The following is a 17,524-nucleotide window of genomic DNA, read 5'->3' as shown; positions in this document are numbered from 1 at the left end:
CTCTCTGCCTTATCCACGATGTCTTTCATGCTGTCAGTCATATATGATTGCTGATTCTACTTCTGCTCCAGTACTGCATCTGCAATGCCGTATTTCTCAGCAATTTCCTGTGTCTTGCCATCTTTGTATGCCTTAGTAAGCTGTTCATTGATGTATGCTGCCAGATCAGAGCCCTTACGGCATCCGACTCCATACTCTTCTGAAGTCAGTTCATCAGAGTGGATCAGATCCGGATAGCTTGTGCCCTCCCCGATCATGGCACTTGCCATCAGCAGGTCAATGATTGCCGCATCCGATGTACCAGATGCAACTTCCATCAGGGCATCTGCCTGCGATGCTACGGAATTGGCATTGTATCCTTCTTCTTTGGCTACTGCTTCTCCGGCAGATCCTGCCTCTACTGCAAATGTCAGTTTAGACGGATCATCCAGCTTAGACTCGTCCGTTGTAACGATAACCTGTCCATTGCTGCAGTATGCATTGGTGCATTCCATGGAATTCTTCACTTCGTCAGTCAGTGTCATACCATTCCATACGACATCGATGTTCTTAGACTTGAGCTCCATGATCTTATTATCCCAGTCAATCTCTACAAACTCTACATCTACTCCAAGAGATTCAGCAACCATCTTTGCCATATCCGCATCGAAACCGACCCATTCTCCGGAATCATCTTTATAATCCATTGGCTCAAAATCGGTGATACCTACCACCAGAGTTCCCTTATCCTTAATATAATCCACATCACTGTCTGAATTCTTGCCTCCGCAGGCGGTCATGGAAAATACCATTGTCAGGCATAATAAACTTGCGATAATCTTCTTTTTCATAAATGTCTCCTTTGTTTTCATTCTGCTAATTTAGTAGCATTGTAGCATGGTAGCAGACTAAAGTAAAGCATTTTTTTCAATACAAGAAAAGACTGCTGCAAACATTTCTGTTCACAGCAGTCTCATCCTGCCCTTTATGAATCTTAACCTTTGTTCTGCATCTCCACCAGACGCTCACCACAGTACATCTCCCGAAGCTTCGGCTTTTCAATCTTGCCTGTCGCATTTCGCGGTACTTCTGCAAAAATATATTTGTGCGGACGTTTGTAACGAGGAAGCTTCCTGCAGTATTCTTCCAGATCTTCCTGGGTACATACATATCCTTCTTTCACTTCTACAACAGCTGTTGCGATCTCTCCCAGACGCTTATCCGGCAGTCCGATAACAGCCACATCCTTAATGGCATCGCAGCCGCGCAAAAAGTCTTCAATCTGTACCGGATACAGGTTCTCACCACCACTGATGATGACATCCTTCTTACGGTCTACAAGGAAGAGGAATCCATCTTCGTCTTCTTTTGCCATATCTCCGGTGTACAGCCAGCCGTCTTTTAAGGTATCCGCAGTTGCCTTCTCATCTTTATAGTAACAGGTCATAACGCCAGGACCTCTTAACAGAAGTTCACCGACCTCGCCCTGTTTTACGTCTTTACCATTCTCATCCACCACACGGGTCTCCCAGCCGTATCCGGCTTTACCGATAGCTCCGATCTTATCAATATTCTCCACGCCAAGATGTACAGCACCTGGCCCAATAGATTCGCTGAGTCCATAGTTGGTATCGTACTGATGCTGCGGGAAGTATTCTTTCCAGCGCTTGATCAGACTCGGCGGCACCGGCTGTGCCCCAATGTGCATCAGACGTACCTGATCCAATTTGTAATCAGACAACTTCAGATCTCCGCGGTCCAGCGCATCCAGAATATCCTGTGCCCACGGTACCAGCAGCCACACGATCGTACACTGCTCATTCGACAATGCATCTAATATATATTTCGGCTTGGTTCCCTTCAGGATCACTGCCTTGCCACCAGTCAGCAGGCTTCCGAACCAGTGCATCTTCGCACCGGTGTGATATAACGGCGGAATACACAGGAACACATCATCTTTGGTCTGTCCGTGATGCTTCTGTTCTACCTTAGCCGCATGCATCAGGCTCTCGTGATTATGCAGGATCGCCTTCGGAAATCCTGTTGTTCCTGACGAAAAATAAATTGCCGCATCATCCTGGTCACTAATCTCTACATTCGGTGCCATACCAGAACAGTTCGCTGTCTGATGGGCATAACTCTCTGCAAATGACGGACATCCGTCTCCTACGAAGAACAGCAGACGATTTTTAGAAACGGAATCTGCAATCTCTTCCACACGCCCGATAAATTCCGGCCCAAATACCAGTACATCTGTGTCCGATTTATTGACACAGTATTCAATTTCATCTGCCGAATAACGGAAATTCAATGGAACAGCAAGCGCTCCGGCCTTCAGAATACCAAAATAAATTGGCAGCCACTCCAGACAGTTCATCAGCAATATTGCAACTTTATCACCGCGCTTCACGCCTCTGCTCAGGAGCAGATTCGCAAAACGGTTCGCTTTCTCATCAAACACACTCCATGTGATCTCTCTGCGATAATGTACAAATGGAGTCGGTTCAATCAGCTCATACTCTTTCCATGTGATCCGGCGGTCTTCCGGCTGTTGCGGGTTAATCTCCACCAGAGCAATGTCATCTCCGTACTTTTTCGCATTTTCTTCTAACAGTTTTGTAATCGGCATCTTGCTTTACCCCTTTAACGCTTTTATTCACTAAAGTACACTTTAACATATCTACCGATAAAAGTCAATCAAAGTATTCAAAAAGACAGCGGCTCTTTCGAACCGCTATCTCAATGAACATACAAGTCTATTGATTCTTTTTCTCAGGGAATGCAAAGATGAATACTAATGAACTGATCAACAGCATTCCCGGATAGAAAAGCTTCGGGATCACATCAAACGCAGACAATTCATGTCCCATCTCATGCACTGCCGAAAGCGCCACCAGCATCTGCGCACCGTAAGGAATTACCCCCTGGGAAATACAAGAGAATGTATCCAACAGGGATGCCGCTTTGCTGTGCGTAATTCCATATTCTTCTGACATTTCTGCCGCAATTGGATTCGCCATTACAATGGCTACGGTATTATTGGCCGTTGCAATATCCATTGCTGCTACCAGAAGTCCCATGCCAAGCTGTCCTCCTTTACGTCCCCGGAACACCTTACGAATTGCCGAAAGCAGTGCTTCGAAACCACCGTATTCCCGGATCATGGCGCAGAGAGCCGCTACCAGAATGGCTACCATACAAGTCTCAAACATGCCCGAGATTCCAGAGCCCATATTTCCGATCATATCCACTACCGTTGTCTGTCCGGTTGCAAGCATGATAATAATTCCCGAAAAGATGCCTGCCAGAAGCACAACAAATACATTGATGCCGATAATACCTCCTGCCAGAACAAGTACATATGGAATAATCTGAAGCAGATGGTATTCATGTGCCACCGCACCATTCAGGGTTGTGCGAAGTGACAGGATCAGGATCAATACCAATGTTACCAGCGCTGCCGGAAATGCGATCCAGAAATTCTCACGGAATTTATCCTTCATTGGACATCCCTGCCCATTGCAGGCTGCAATCGTCGTGTCCGATATAAAAGAAAGATTATCTCCGAACATTGCTCCTCCCATAACAGAACCGACACAAAGTGCCAGGTCAAAACCGGATGCATCCGATACCGCCGCCGCGATCGGCGCGATCAGTGTGATCGTTCCTACCGATGTTCCCATGGCAGTTGACACAAAACATGCCACCACAAAAAGTACCGCCACTGCAAATTTGGCTGGAATCAGTGACAGCATAAAATACGCTACGCTTTCCGCACTGCTGCGTCCTACAACGCCCACAAAGCTTCCCGCCACAAGAAAGATCAGCAGCATGGTAATAATATTTTTATCAGCAATTCCCTGTGCCATAATCCCCAGCTTGTCATCAAATGACACTTTACGGTTCTGCAGGCAGGCCGTAAGAATCGCCACCATAAATGCCAGCACGATAGGAATATTATAGAATCCCATCGGAATCTTCATCACATATTCAAACACAATTCCAAGTCCCAGATACAGGACCAGGAATACACCAATTGGCAACAGTGCCTTCGGATTACTCTTTTTCATTGTCTTACCCTCTCATTCTTCCTGAAATTATTACTCGTAAAATGTTTCCCGTTCCATGTCTTCACTGACATGATCTTTCTCCATCTGCCGGATCACTTCCTGGTGTCCGGTCAGTGCCGCAAATGGAGCAAATTGTGCCGCCCGGTCGCGTCTTGCCATCTGTGGATGATTCTTCGACACCGGATGCGGCATATCCAGCATATCTTCGTATTTGCTGAAATCAATCTCTTTCATACTTTTTCCGCCTCTCTCTTATACCTTATCATACACTTTATGACCAGCTTTGTTCTTACGCCTTGTGGCCGCCGATCTGGCTGTTCCTCTCGATTGTGGTCGCACCTTCTTCCAGATTCATGCCCTTGAGCACCGCATTTTTCCCATAACGCTTCTTAATCTCCAGAAGTGCCTGCTGCAGATGCTTCTCACGTTCCTTCACTTCTGCCGCCTCTTTCTCTTCCAGTTCCTTTTTTCCATAATCGGTAAACAGATTCAGCTGCTCATAGCGCTCTTTCTTCTGCGCCTGCTTTTCTTCTATCACATGATTTGCAGTCACATTTACCCGGCGCACCAGGAGATCCGGATTCACAATCCGGTCATACAGCTCCATTACCGCCCGGATAATCTCTCTGGATGATGCCGTATGCTCCGGGAGATTCGTCGTGCCATGTGCATGTTTCGGAACGCTTCTTCCATAGCGGTCTGTCGTCACTTCACCATGATATTTACTGCGGATCTTCGAATCCTCCAGACAGCTCCTGTCATAACCAACAGTCAGCACCATCTGATCCGCCGCCAGTCCATGCGCTGCAAGGTCAAGTGCTAAAAGATCTGTCATCTCCTGCACGATTAGTCTGGCTTTCTTCGCATCATACGGACAATGCAGCACTTGTCCGGAGCCCATGCTGTTCGTCTCCGGCTTGTACGACTTGATATCCTCCATTGTACATGGCTCATATCCCCAGGCGTGATCGATCAGAAGTTCCGCATTTACCCCAAACATCCGGTACAACAGTTCTTCATTATAATACTCACCCAGCTCGCCAATCGAACACCGGGCAATATCTCCCATCGTGTAAATGCCCTGCTCCGCAAGCTTTTTTGCATATCCATGGCCGACTCTCCAAAAGTCTGTCAATGGCTGATGCATCCACAGCAGTCTTCGATATTTTCTTTCATCCAGACTCGCAATCCGCACGCCGTGTCTGTCCGGCGGAATATGCTTCGCCACAATATCCATGGCAATCTTGCTGAGATACAGATTCGTGCCGATCCCCGCCGTCGACGTGATGCCCGTCATCTCCAGCACATCCCGGATGATCTTTCCCGCAAGCTCCTCCGCGCTCATCTGATACGTGTTCAGATAATGCGTCACATCCATAAACACCTCGTCAATCGAGTACACATGCATATCTTCCGGTGCCACGTATTTGAGATAAATATCGTAAATGCGTCCGCTGTACTCCAGATACTTTGCCATCTGAGGCGGCGCTGTCACGTAATCTGCCTTCATCTGCGGACGATATTCTAACTCTATCGAATTGACCGAACTTCCTTCCAATGTGCCGCCCGGTGCTTTCCGCTGTCTGCCGGCATTGACCTTCTGCATCTGCTGTACCACCTGAAAGAGTCTCGGTCTTCCCGGAATCCCATAAGCCTTCATAGATGGTGACACCGCAAGGCAGATCGTCTTTTCCGTACGGCTCTTATCAGCTACCACTAGGTTTGTGTGCAATGGATCCAGACCGCGCTCCAGACATTCCACCGATGCATAAAAGGACTTCAGATCAATTGCGATATACGTATGCTTTTCTTCTCTATGATCTGCCATCCTACACACCTCGGATCTCGGCAGTACTTCCGCCGCTTCGCTCTTTCTTCACCACGATCTGGCGGTCGATCCGATTCTTCAGCTCATCTACATGGGAAATAATTCCCACCAGACGTTTACTCTCTGCAAGTCCTGCCAATGCCTGAACTGCCTGTTCCAACGACTCCGAATCCAATGATCCGAATCCTTCATCCACAAACATCGTATCCAGCCGGATACCACCTGCAGATGCCTGGATCTCATCGGCAAGTCCAAGTGCCAGCGACAGGGATGCCTGGAAAGACTCACCACCGGAAAGTGTGCGGATACTTCTCTCACTTCCATTATAATGATCGATCACATCCAGTTCCAGTCCGCTCTGGCTTCGGAGATTACTGCTGCCTCTGCGCCGCTTCATCTCATACTGTCCTCCGGTCATGACCATCAATCTGGTATTGGCTCTGGCAATGATGCGGTCAAAATACGTCATCTGCACATAAGTCTCCAGCATGATCTTTTCCTTACCCGGAATATTACCCATAGCGGTCACTGCCAGCGAACGAACCATCGCATATTGCTTTTCCTTCTCCACCAGTTCTTTGCTTCGATTCTGCAGATTCTTTAATACGGACTGATTATTTTGTATTCTGTGATGCAGTTCTTTCCCGCGTTCTTCGCATACCGCTTTTTCTGCTTCTATCTCCATCTGCTTCTGCTGTAACGCTTCCGTATCCGCTTCCACCGCTTCTTCCAGCTGCTGTTTCAGTTCTGCCAAACGTCCCTCCGTTCCGGCAATTTCCACTTCTGCTGTCTGAACTGCTTTTTCCGCCTGTTCTAATTGGCGCTTTATCACATTCTGCTTCTGCACAAGTTCCGTCTGCTTCTCCTGCGCTTCTCTCTGACCAGGATAAGGCAGTACTTCCGTCAGCCTCTGAATTTCCTCCACCGCTGCTTTCTGCTTACTTTCAAGTGCGACCTGCCGCTCCCTGATCTGCTGCAGTTCTTCTGTTACTTTCTCCAACGCTTTTTCCTGCTCCGGGAGCAGTCGGTTCCACATATCCTTCTGCTTTACCTTCTCTGATGCAAGCTTCAGCTCCTGCTGTAACCTCGTTCCCGCTTCCTCTCCCTGCTTTTCCTGATTTGCAAGCTGATACGTCATATCTTCCAGACTTCCTGCAAGTTCCAATTCTTCCGCTTCCTTGCGGATACTTTCTTCCCTGCTTCTCACATTTCCAAGCAGTTCCCCTGCTGTTCTGCTGGCTTCCGCTTCCTCCGCTCTGCACTGTTCCAGTTCCTGCTGTAACCTTTCCAGCTCTTCCTTGGACGGTGCACCCGGATTCTGCTCTGCCGGTGCCGGATGATGCATGGAACCGCACACTGGGCATGGCTGATCTTCTGCTAAGGTCTGAGCAAGTATTCCTGCCTGTTCATCTAAGAACGCCTGATTCTTAACGCGGTACTCTGATTCTTTTTTCTGTACTCTGTCCCGCACTGTCCGATATTCCTGCTGCTTTAACGCAAGACTCTGTCTCTGCTTCTCATACTGCTGTATATCCTGCGCCAGATTCTGCAGCCGTTCCATATATTGCTGATGCTTCTCCGATTCATATAGAAGCTTCTGATACTTCTCCGGCGCATCCGCAAGTGATTCACCAGCTTCTCTGCCTTCCTGGATCTTACCTTTCAGCTCTTCCTGCTTTGCCTCATACTGACGCTGCTTTCCCGACAGTTTCTCTTGCTCGTCCTGATCTGCCCTCTCATTCTTCTTTAATTCTTCTAAATGAAGATACTGCGGCATCAGGCTTTCCAGTCTGCTGATCTCATCTGCAAGACGTCTGCGCTCCGGCTCTTTTCCCTGTTCTTCCCAATATCTCTGCTGTAATTCTGCAATCTGCTCCCGCTGCGCTTTCCGTCTGTCCTGCAATTCCAGATACAGCTTCTGCCTCTTCTTCCGCTCCCGATCCTGTTCTAACTCGGACCGGATCTTCTGCAGCACCTGTTCTTTCTGTTGTACTTCTTCAAACAGTCCTGCCTGCATCTCCTGATCTGCCTTATTCTGTTCTGTCAGAAGTTCCATCACTTCTTCCACCGGTGTCTCTTCAGATGCATCTTTATTCCAGAGAATCCCCTGAATATACTGCTTCACACTCTCCCGCAATGTCTCACATTCACGTTCCAGCGCGCGGTATTTTCTTTTCAGGATATCCTGAACCTGCTGATACGGTGCCGTCCGGAATATCTCACGAAATATCTTCTGCCGCTCTGTCGTTCCCTTCTCGATCAGATCCCTGAACTTCCCCTGTGCGATCATCGCGATCTGACAGAACTGTTCTCTGTTGACACCCATGATCTCTGTCACTGCTGCCGTCACATCTTTCGGCTTCGTGACCACTCTGCCGTCCGGATAAACAAGCTCTGCCTCCGCTTTCTGCATCGTCATGCCTGTACCGCGTTTTGCCGGACGCTCGTACTCCGGATTTCTGCATACGCTATATGTCTTGCCACCATAGATAAATGTAAGTTCCACTTCTGTAGGCACGGACGGATCTGCATATTTGGAACGGAGCATCCCCGCTTCTCTGCTGTCACCGCTGGCTTCTCCATATAACGCAAATGTAATGGCATCAAAGATCGTCGTCTTGCCGGCTCCCGTATCTCCTGTGATCAGATAAAGTCCGCCTGCTCCCAGTTCTTCCATATTCAGTTCCTGTATGCCCGCATACGGTCCAAATGCCGACATGCGGATATAAACTGGTCTCATGCTTTATCCTCCCACACCTGTTCCATAATCTCCTGCATCAGCCTGAACTGTTCTTCATCCATCGGCTGATTATTCTGTGTCTCATAAAATTCCGCAAATAGTTCCATCGGAGATTTCTTTTCGATAGCCTCAATCTCCTGTAACACCTGATTCCCGCGCGTTCTCGCATTATCGTAGTCTAACTTCATCAGATTCGGATAGATCACCTGCAGTTTTCTGACTGCATCTGGTATATCTTCCTCATCCGTCAATGTAATATGCAGATAGTCTTCCCTGTCCATATCCCGGTAATACGCCCGGTCTGTCAGCTCCATATACGCGCCTCGGATCTCCCGCATATCATGCTTTGGTGTCAAAGGAATGTGCTGAATCGACACATTTCCTTTTTCTGCCAGTTCCACAACGGTAAGAGACTTCTCATGACCGGCTTCTGAAAAGGAATACTTTAACGGAGTCCCACAATACCGCACCGTGTCTCTCATGATCCGCTGCGGTCTGTGGATATGCCCCAGTGCCACATAGTCGAACCCGTCAAATACAGTTACATCCACATTGTCGGTGCCGCCCACAGAGATTTCTTCCGAATCCGAGCGCTCCGCGCCTGTCACAAACTGATGCGTCACCAGCACCTGTCTGGCATCCGCATTTCTCTCCATATGGGAAATAGCTGTACGCATGGCATCTGTATAACTCTCTATCTCATCCTCTGCATAACAGCGCCTCACATGAATCGGCTTGATAAACGGCAATAAAAAGAACTGTACGATACCATATTCATCTTCTAATTCCACTGGCTTCACATCCCCGTCATAGACCGGAGACACATGCACACCGCTGTGCTCCATCAGTTTCCCGCCAAATGCAATACGCTCTGCCGAATCGTGATTGCCACTGATGATCATAACTTCCACGCCCTGCTCCGCAAGCCCGCATAAAAACTGGTCAAATAACTGTACTGCTTCCGCCGGAGGTACAGGCTTGTCATAAATATCGCCCGCTAAGATCACCGCATCCGGATGTTCTTCTGCAACGTGTTCCAGAATCTGCTTCAATATATAGCGCTGGTCATCCAGCATCGAAAACTCATGCACCCGCTTCCCCAGGTGAAGGTCCGACAAATGTATGATCTTCATAAGACTGTGCCTCCTTTTTATATGATGTTATTATAGCAAAACGAGCAGCCCACAACAAGGCTGCCCATTCTTACCTGTTTATTGTTTATTTCAATCATTTGTATCTCAGTTTTTCAATTTATATACAATCCACACTATTCCAACCACTGCCGCTATATACACCAATGCCACCAGCACGGAACTTTTCTTTCCACGTCCCCATTTGCCTGCTGCCAGATACATCGCATCCAGCACATCCGCCAGGAACAGAAACTGCAAAATCCCATGAAGCACAGCTGCACCTCCGCTGATCTTACCGGCGCGGACGCTCCCCCGGATCACCTGTATACTGTACATACTTCCAGGCAGGATCGCAAGCCAGCTCATAATAACACTCCACCCGATCATCACCAGTACAAACGGAAGCCAGACCGGTGCAACAAGAAGTGCCAGTCCCCTCGTTCCCATGACTAGTCCAAATGTGAGCATGAAATATACCAGAAAAAGTACGATAAAGTTCACACAGAAAAAGATGACCAGACCATACTTATGGATCAGCATTCCGTTGATACAGCCAAGCATGTCCTGCCTTTTGTATATCTGGAATGACTTGACCATGTTCCAGATGCCAAGTATTACCAGGATTCCGCCATACACAAGCATCGGCAGGAACCACAGTACCGTCTGTGTCCAGTACGACATATCCACCACACCCATAAACCATGTAAACAGTTCAAAATGAACCGCCATAAGCGGTGCACAAAGAGATAACAATATGACATAGATAACCGCTAACCGTTTTGCCGCTTTGTCCATTCCGATCCACTCCTTTATCGTCACCTTTTGTAATAATTATTCCTTTATATTATCTCTGCTGTTCTCCACCGCACAGGAAATCGCTTCATTAAATGTCGGATGTGCACGCATCGCATACATGAGCTGTGTGGAAGTCAAGCCATTTGCCAGTGCCGTCGCAAGCTCTCCGATCATATCTGTCGCTCTGGCGCACATGATCTGCGCTCCCAGTAACACATCACTGTTCGCCGCGAAGATTACTTTGATGAATCCTCCGGTCTCTCTGGAAATGATCTGCTGTCCATTGCCTTTCATATCATAACGTCCGACCCGGATCTGCACGCCTTTTTCTCTTGCCTGGGTCTCAGTCAGTCCCACGGATGCAATCTCCGGCTCGGTATACAGACAGCTTGGCACGATAGAAATCGGTGTAAACAGACAGCTCGGCACCATGGATACGATAACGGACGGTGTCAGATCGTTCATTTTCTCCACCACATAAGTGCCCTGCGCTGATGCCACATGTGCCAGCTGGATACCGCCGGTCACATCTCCGACGGCATAGATTCCCGGCACGCTGGTGCGGAAGAATTCATCCACCAGAATCTTGCCATGATCCATCTTGATCGGCACCTCCGGTGCAAATAATCCATCGGTATTCGGAATACGTCCCACCGACATCAGCAATGCCTCCGCATGTACACGCTTCGTACCCTCCGCGCAGACAAATTCACAGCATACTCCTTCTTCGTCGCGGGTAATCCGCTCCGACATACTTCCTTTATATATTTCCACGCCATGTGCCCGCATCAGACGTTCCAGTTCGTCGGAAAATTCGCTGTCGATACGCGGAATCAGATGATCCGATACTTCAATGATCGTAACTTTCGCTCCCAGATTACGGAATACGGTTGCTGTCTCCAGACCGGTCACACCACCGCCAAGCACGATCAGGCTATGATATTTATTACCTCCGGATGTCATCAGTGCTTCACTGGTCATAACTCCCGGCAGATCCGCTCCCGGTATGTCCAGTCTTCTTTCCTTAGAACCTGTTGCGATCAGTATCTTATTGCCAAAATAAAAGCTGCTGCTTCCGTCTTCAAATGTGACACGCACCTGCTTTCCTGACATAACTGTCGCAGTCCCCTGTACTGACTGGATACCAAGTTCTTTGAACTCTTCTTCCAGATTCTCCCGCATCTCACGCGTCGCCTGGTTCTTATATTCGATCATATCCTGCAGGTCATACCCTGCATCATCTGCATATAATCCGTATTTGCCGCATCCCAATATCTCCCGGTACAATGTCGATGCACGAAGCAGTGCCTTCATCGGAATACATCCGCGGTTAATACAGGTACCGCCGATTGGTCCTTTCTCGATGATCACCACCGACATACCAAGCTTTGCGGCCTTTTTCGCAGCCACATAGCCGCCCGGTCCTGCCCCTATGATAAGCAGATCAAATTTGTTATTCATACATTACCTCCTGGCTCTCAGTCCATACTTCACATTCACTCTTTTAATCGATCTGCCAGTCGATCGGTTCCAGACCATGCGCTTCCAAGAATGCATTGGTCTGGCTGAACGGCTTACTTCCAAAGAATCCCCGATATGCTGACAGCGGACTTGGATGTGGTGCTTTCAGGATCAGATGATTCGGATTGTGTAACATCGAAGCCTTCCGCTGCGCCGGGCCACCCCACAGGATAAAAACGATCGGCCTGTCCTGACTGTTCAGTGCCATGATCGCCGCATCGGTGAATTCTTCCCATCCGATTCCGCGGTGTGAATTTGCCTGATGCGCACGAACCGTCAATACTGTATTCAACATCAGCACACCCTGTTCTGCCCATTTTGTCAGACACCCGTGATTCGGAATCGTACATCCGAGATCATCATGCAGCTCTTTATAAATATTGACCAGTGATGGCGGAATATCTACACCTTTCTTTACTGAAAAGCAGAGTCCATGTGCCTGTCCCACATTGTGATATGGATCCTGTCCCAGGATTACCACCTTCACCTTCGATAACGGCGTTAGATGAAATGCATTGAAAATGTCATCTGCCGGCGGAAATATCTGATATCTGCTGTATTCTTCATTTACCTTTTTAAATAATTCCCGGTAATATGGCTTGCTGAATTCTCCCTTCAGGGCATCCAGCCAGTCATTATTAATCGCTGCCATACATTTCCTCTCCTCTGTGCTTTTACAGGCGTACCGATACGCCTTTCTCACGCAAATATTCTTTTACTTCCCGAATTTCCAGTTCTTTGTAGTGGAACAATGATGCTGCCAGTGCCGCATCTGCCTTGCCATCTGTCAGTACCTCTTCGAAATGCTCAAGCGTACCGGCACCTCCTGATGCGATCACCGGAATTGATACTTCTTCTGCTATGATTCTGGTAAGTTCCAGATCATATCCGGCCTTTGTTCCATCGCAGTCCATGCTGGTCAGAAGAATCTCTCCCGCTCCCAGCTGTTCTACTTTCTTTGCCCACTCAACCGCATCGATACCCACATCGATACGACCGCCATTTTTATATATATTCCAGCCGCTTCCATCGGCTCTGCGCTTGGCATCGATTGCAACGACCACACACTGGCTGCCAAATTTGTCCGCAGCATCGGATATCAGACGCGGCGTATTGATTGCGGATGAATTAATCGATATCTTATCTGCACCTTCTCTTAACAGTGCACGAAAATCATCCACAGTACGGATGCCTCCGCCTACCGTAAATGGAATAAATACAGTCTCTGCTACCTTGCGGACCATATCTACAACTGTCTCTCTGGCGTCAGACGAAGCTGTAATATCCAGAAATACCAGCTCATCTGCACCTGCTTTATCATATGCCTTGCCAATCTCTACCGGATCGCCGGCATCTCTTAAATCTACAAAATTAACGCCCTTTACCACTCGTCCGTTATGTACGTCCAGGCAGGGAATAATTCTCTTGGTATGCATGTCATCTTCCTCCTTCTACAGCTCCACAAAATTTTTCAAAATCTGAAGTCCTACGTCGCTGCTCTTCTCCGGATGGAACTGACAGGCAAATACATTGCCCTTTTCTACAGAAGCGTGAATCGTCGTCGTGTAATCCGCCGTTGCGGTAACAATCTCTTCCTCTGCCGCCTTCAGATAATAAGAATGTACGAAATACACATATGGATGTTCGCCTAATCCTTTAAAAAGTCTTCCCTCTCGCGGAAAATCCAGTGAATTCCAGCCCATATGCGGGATCTTATAGCCTTCCTTATCCGGCAGCTTCAGAATATCTCCCTTCAGAACTCCGAGACCTTCCACGCCCGGTGCTTCATCGCTCCGCTCAAATAAAAGCTGAAGTCCCAGACAGATCCCAAGGAATGGTGTACCTTTCTTCGTCACCTCATGGATCACCTCCACCAGTCCGTACTGATGTAACTTCTCCATCGCGTCTCCGAATGCTCCGACTCCCGGCAGGATCACATGATCCGCTGCCATGATCTCGTCTCTGTCTCTGGTAATCTTCACTTCCTGTCCAAGAAGCTGCATGGCTTTCTCCACGCTTTTAATATTTCCTGCATCGTAATCAATAATTGCGACCATATATCTGGTTCCTTTCTTCTGTATTACCTCTCAAGCATAACAATTTACTGCATAATAATTTACTGCATAATAATTTCTTGCATATCATTTTTGCAAAAAGGAAATGCCACGGATTGCTCCGCAGCAGTCCATGGCATCATTTTACCTCTAACTCAAACCAAAAGGCAACCCCATTGTCATAATTCTCCACACCATATTTTCGGTGCAGTGACTCCATGATGGCCTTGACGATAGACAGTCCGATACCGTTACCGCCATACTCTCTGGTATGAGCTTTGTCTACTTTATAGAATTTCTCCCAGATGTGCGAAATGTCTTCTTCCGGAATCGGCTTGCCGGTATTAAATACTGTCGTCCTTGCAATGCCATCTTTCACTTCAATCTTCACTTCTACCACCATGTCTCCCGCAAGATGGTTAAATGCATTGCTTACATAGTTTCTCACAACCTGTTCGATCTTATATTCATCGCCCCACACGTACAATGGCTCTGTCTGGCGAAAGCTTACCTTTGCCTGCTTCTGCTCTGCAAAAAGCTCCATGCTTTGCAGAACACCCTTCACTAACTCGGTCAGGTCAAACCGTTCAAACTGAATCTTTTCATCACCAAATTCCAGCTGATTCAGATCCAGCAGATTACGTACCATATGATTCATCTTAGAGGCTTCATCCATAATGACATCACAGTAGAACTCTCTGCTCTCCGGATCATCATTCACGCCCTCTTTTAAGCCTTCTGCGTATCCTTGGATCAATGCAATCGGTGTCTTCAGTTCATGGGACACATTTCCCAGGAATTCATTCCGCATCTGCTCCAGTCTGTCCTTCTGCTCAATATCTTTCAACAATTGATTATTGGCACTCTTCAGATCTGAGATCGAACGTTCCAGCTTCTCTGACATCCGGTTAAAGTTCTCACCCAGCACACCAATCTCATTGTCACCACCACTGGTGTATTTGGCATCAAAATCAAGCTCTGCCATTTTCTCTGAAAGTCCCGCGAGCTCTCGCAGCGGTTCTGTCAGACGTTTGGAGAAGAACCACACCATCAGGATTCCCACGACCAACACGATTAGCTCTACAACAATCAGAAACTTATTAGACAATGCTACACTCTGCTGGATACTCTCGATCGGGCTCTGAATCAGGAAGATATACTTGGAGCCGAGCGTTCCACGCATCATCAGATACTCCGTTCCCGCATCCTTTCCTCTGGTCTCTGTAAGTTCGTATTCATCTGTCTTCTTTAATGTCCGGTCATTTTTCTCTGTCCGGTTCAGCATAAACGCGTCCAGATTCTGCTGCAGATCCATGGTATGCTGCACATTGGTAATGATCTTCTGATCTTTCAGATTAACTGCCAGAAAAAACAGATTATTCTTCTCTGCCAGGCGTACCAGGTCACTGTATGTCTCCTCATCGGATGTATCCAGTTCGTCATTTTGTTCCGCATCCAGAAGTGCTTCGTACATGCTGATAAATTTGGCTTCTTTATTGTGGATATAATATGGTCCCAGCAGCCATACATTACATGCCAGAACCGCTACACACATAAACGCCAGAAGCGAGATGAAAATTACGATCATCTGTTTCTTAATCGAATGCTTCATTATTCCACCTCAAATTTGTAACCCATCCCCCAGATGGTCTTAATGTAATTACCTTTATCACCCAGCTTATTTCTCAGCTTCTTCACATGGGTATCAATGGTCCGCGCATCTCCGAAATAATCATAATTCCACACATTATTGAGTATCTTCTCCCTGGAAAGTGCGATTCCCTGATTCTCCAGAAAATATGTCAGCAGTTCAAATTCTTTATAACTAAGGTCGATACTCTTGCCGTCCACCTGTACCTGATGTGCCGCCTTGTCAAGCTCAATACCACCGGCTTCCATCTTCTCTTCTGCATCTGTTCCGTATATACGCTTCAGAAGTGCACCTACACGCGCCACCAGGATCTTCGGACTGAACGGCTTGGAAATGTACTCGTCCACACCAAGTTCAAATCCCTGCAGCTCATCACGCTCCTCAGATCTGGCTGTCAGCATGATGATCGGCACTGTGGAGTCTCTGCGGATCTCACGGCATGTCTGCCATCCGTCCATCCTCGGCATCATCACATCCAGAATCACCAGATCGATCTTCTGCTCATAGAAAATGTCCATCGCTTCCATTCCATCCCCTGCTTCCAATACCGAATAGCCTTCTCTCTGAAGGAAATCCTTTACCAGTTTACGCATTCTGCTCTCATCGTCTACTACCAATATCTGTATATTACTCATCTAACCACCCTGCCCTCTTTGTATCATAATGGGGATTTCTGCCCTGTATCTTACGTTTAGTGTAGCACAGTTTTATGATGCTTTTGTGAATTTTTCTTCGCTTTTTCACAATTTTATGGTAGTATATCCGTAGAATCAAAAAAGAGGAGACGATTATTATGAAGTGTCCAATTTGTGGTGATACATTAACCCCTAGCAAAAAGAATCCTGATTACATGCTGTGTCACAGCTGCCGTAAGAAGTTCCGCCTTCCAAAAAAGCATACCACAGCACCCGCGAAGACCACACCGGTAAGAACCGAGCCAGTGAGTTCGGATGAAGATAACGATGATGATGTAGAATTCCATTTCCGTTATGCCAATATTCCACCAAAGGAAGTCCGCGAAAAGCAGGAGCGAGAGATGCGCAAAGCATACGACGAACTTCTTTCTATCGGAAAAGAAGAAAAAGAAAAGAAGAGACATGGTTTCTTCCACAGAAGAAAAAAATAAATATATGTTTTCAGGGCTATGATTAATCAAACACTTTTGATTAATCATAGCCCTGTCTTGTTTATAAGTCTTGTATTATTAGAAATCGAAATCCGCGTAATCTTCCGGCAAAAATCTGTGATAAATGATATGGCATCCTTCATCTTTAAAACAATAATAATACGGATCACCAACGTTTTCCGGAAAACGGATCAGATAATCGAACTCTCCGTTATCGATATTCTCACAGCTCACACCATCCGCATGACGGTCAAACAGTGCGCGGATCTGTTCCATTGTTGTACCATGCTGCCACAATAATTCTACCAGTTCTTTGATAAATTCATTGGCTCCCATATGCTCATGTACATACTCACTGCCTTCTTCCAGAATGTGGAAGCAGAATCTGTCGCCTTTGTGTGTAACTGTAAGCATGCCAAGCTTCGCTGTCATATCCTCCGGAAAATGTGCCAGCCTTTCCTGCATAGCATCCACGCTGTCCTCTGCATCAAACAGATGATTCAGCGAACTCAGCGGATAGTACAATCTGACAGCCTCCTTACGATAACCAAGCTTTGCCTGCTCTTCCTTCATCAGGTCGATCAGATTCTTCTCTAATTTTGAATATCCCATGCTGTATTTCTTCCT

Annotated in this window: 16 protein-coding genes; 1 reads left to right on the top strand and 15 read right to left on the bottom strand. The window is 47.3% G+C overall.

All coding sequences use genetic code 11. The features are described from left to right. Positions 1–56: 56 nt before the first annotated feature. The 14 genes from OCV65_RS03095 to OCV65_RS03030 form a co-directional block, all read right to left on the bottom strand. A complete protein-coding gene (locus tag OCV65_RS03095; RefSeq protein WP_262580913.1) occupies positions 57–830 on the bottom strand; it encodes a transporter substrate-binding domain-containing protein in 774 nt (257 codons plus the stop codon). A 143-nt stretch (positions 831–973) separates the two neighbouring features. Further along, the gene (locus OCV65_RS03090; RefSeq protein ID WP_262580912.1) at positions 974–2,608 is read right to left on the bottom strand and encodes a class I adenylate-forming enzyme family protein; all 1,635 of its coding nucleotides are present in this window, start codon (positions 2,606–2,608) and stop codon (positions 974–976) included. Positions 2,609–2,735: 127 nt separating this feature from the next. Further along, positions 2,736–4,049, bottom strand: coding sequence for a Na+/H+ antiporter NhaC family protein (locus tag OCV65_RS03085; RefSeq protein WP_262580911.1), 1,314 nt, complete (start codon positions 4,047–4,049; stop codon positions 2,736–2,738). A gap of 30 nt (positions 4,050–4,079) precedes the next feature. Further along, the gene (locus tag OCV65_RS03080) at positions 4,080–4,283 is read right to left on the bottom strand and encodes a hypothetical protein (protein WP_262580910.1); all 204 of its coding nucleotides are present in this window, start codon (positions 4,281–4,283) and stop codon (positions 4,080–4,082) included. Between the two features lie 55 nt (positions 4,284–4,338). Beyond that, entirely contained in the window at positions 4,339–5,877 is a 1,539-nt protein-coding gene (locus tag OCV65_RS03075; RefSeq protein ID WP_262580909.1) for a Y-family DNA polymerase, read from the bottom strand. Position 5,878: 1 nt separating this feature from the next. Then, the gene (locus OCV65_RS03070) at positions 5,879–8,617 is read right to left on the bottom strand and encodes an AAA family ATPase (RefSeq protein ID WP_262580907.1); all 2,739 of its coding nucleotides are present in this window, start codon (positions 8,615–8,617) and stop codon (positions 5,879–5,881) included. Continuing rightward, positions 8,614–9,750 (bottom strand): exonuclease SbcCD subunit D, encoded by a 1,137-nt coding sequence (locus OCV65_RS03065; protein ID WP_262580905.1) that lies wholly within the window; start codon positions 9,748–9,750, stop codon positions 8,614–8,616. Before OCV65_RS03065 ends, OCV65_RS03070 begins: the two co-directional genes overlap by 4 nt. A 105-nt stretch (positions 9,751–9,855) precedes the next feature. Next, complete coding sequence (locus tag OCV65_RS03060) at positions 9,856–10,545, bottom strand: DUF6652 family protein (protein WP_177999721.1); 690 nt, start codon at positions 10,543–10,545, stop codon at positions 9,856–9,858. 36 nt (positions 10,546–10,581) lie between these two features. Then, complete coding sequence (gene lpdA / locus OCV65_RS03055; RefSeq protein ID WP_262580904.1) at positions 10,582–12,006, bottom strand: dihydrolipoyl dehydrogenase; 1,425 nt, start codon at positions 12,004–12,006, stop codon at positions 10,582–10,584. Positions 12,007–12,049: 43 nt separating this feature from the next. After that, on the bottom strand, positions 12,050–12,718 hold the full coding sequence (locus OCV65_RS03050; RefSeq protein WP_262580903.1) for a uracil-DNA glycosylase: 669 nt from the start codon (positions 12,716–12,718) through the stop codon (positions 12,050–12,052). A 22-nt stretch (positions 12,719–12,740) separates the two neighbouring features. Next, positions 12,741–13,502 (bottom strand): imidazole glycerol phosphate synthase subunit HisF, encoded by a 762-nt coding sequence (gene hisF / locus OCV65_RS03045; RefSeq protein WP_118452157.1) that lies wholly within the window; start codon positions 13,500–13,502, stop codon positions 12,741–12,743. Positions 13,503–13,517: 15 nt separating this feature from the next. Next, positions 13,518–14,123 carry an imidazole glycerol phosphate synthase subunit HisH gene (gene hisH, locus OCV65_RS03040; protein WP_262580902.1) on the bottom strand — a complete coding sequence of 202 codons (606 nt, stop codon included), beginning with the start codon at positions 14,121–14,123 and terminating at the stop codon, positions 13,518–13,520. A gap of 136 nt (positions 14,124–14,259) precedes the next feature. After that, positions 14,260–15,732 carry a sensor histidine kinase gene (locus OCV65_RS03035; protein WP_262580901.1) on the bottom strand — a complete coding sequence of 491 codons (1,473 nt, stop codon included), beginning with the start codon at positions 15,730–15,732 and terminating at the stop codon, positions 14,260–14,262. Beyond that, on the bottom strand, positions 15,732–16,406 hold the full coding sequence (locus OCV65_RS03030; protein ID WP_118452156.1) for a response regulator transcription factor: 675 nt from the start codon (positions 16,404–16,406) through the stop codon (positions 15,732–15,734). Before OCV65_RS03030 ends, OCV65_RS03035 begins: the two co-directional genes overlap by 1 nt. A gap of 158 nt (positions 16,407–16,564) precedes the next feature. Here OCV65_RS03030 and OCV65_RS03025 point away from each other — a divergent pair, with 158 nt between their 5' ends. Continuing rightward, on the top strand, positions 16,565–16,897 hold the full coding sequence (locus OCV65_RS03025) for a hypothetical protein (protein ID WP_262580899.1): 333 nt from the start codon (positions 16,565–16,567) through the stop codon (positions 16,895–16,897). A 78-nt stretch (positions 16,898–16,975) separates the two neighbouring features. Here the strand turns inward: OCV65_RS03025 and OCV65_RS03020 are convergent, their stop codons facing one another. Further along, entirely contained in the window at positions 16,976–17,509 is a 534-nt protein-coding gene (locus OCV65_RS03020) for a DUF3877 family protein (RefSeq protein ID WP_262580898.1), read from the bottom strand. Positions 17,510–17,524: the final 15 nt, after the last annotated feature.

This window comes from Dorea ammoniilytica (assembly GCF_025567415.1).
Classification (GTDB): Bacteria; Bacillota; Clostridia; order Lachnospirales; family Lachnospiraceae; genus Claveliimonas; species Claveliimonas ammoniilytica.
This window is presented reverse-complemented; position numbering and strand designations above follow the sequence as displayed.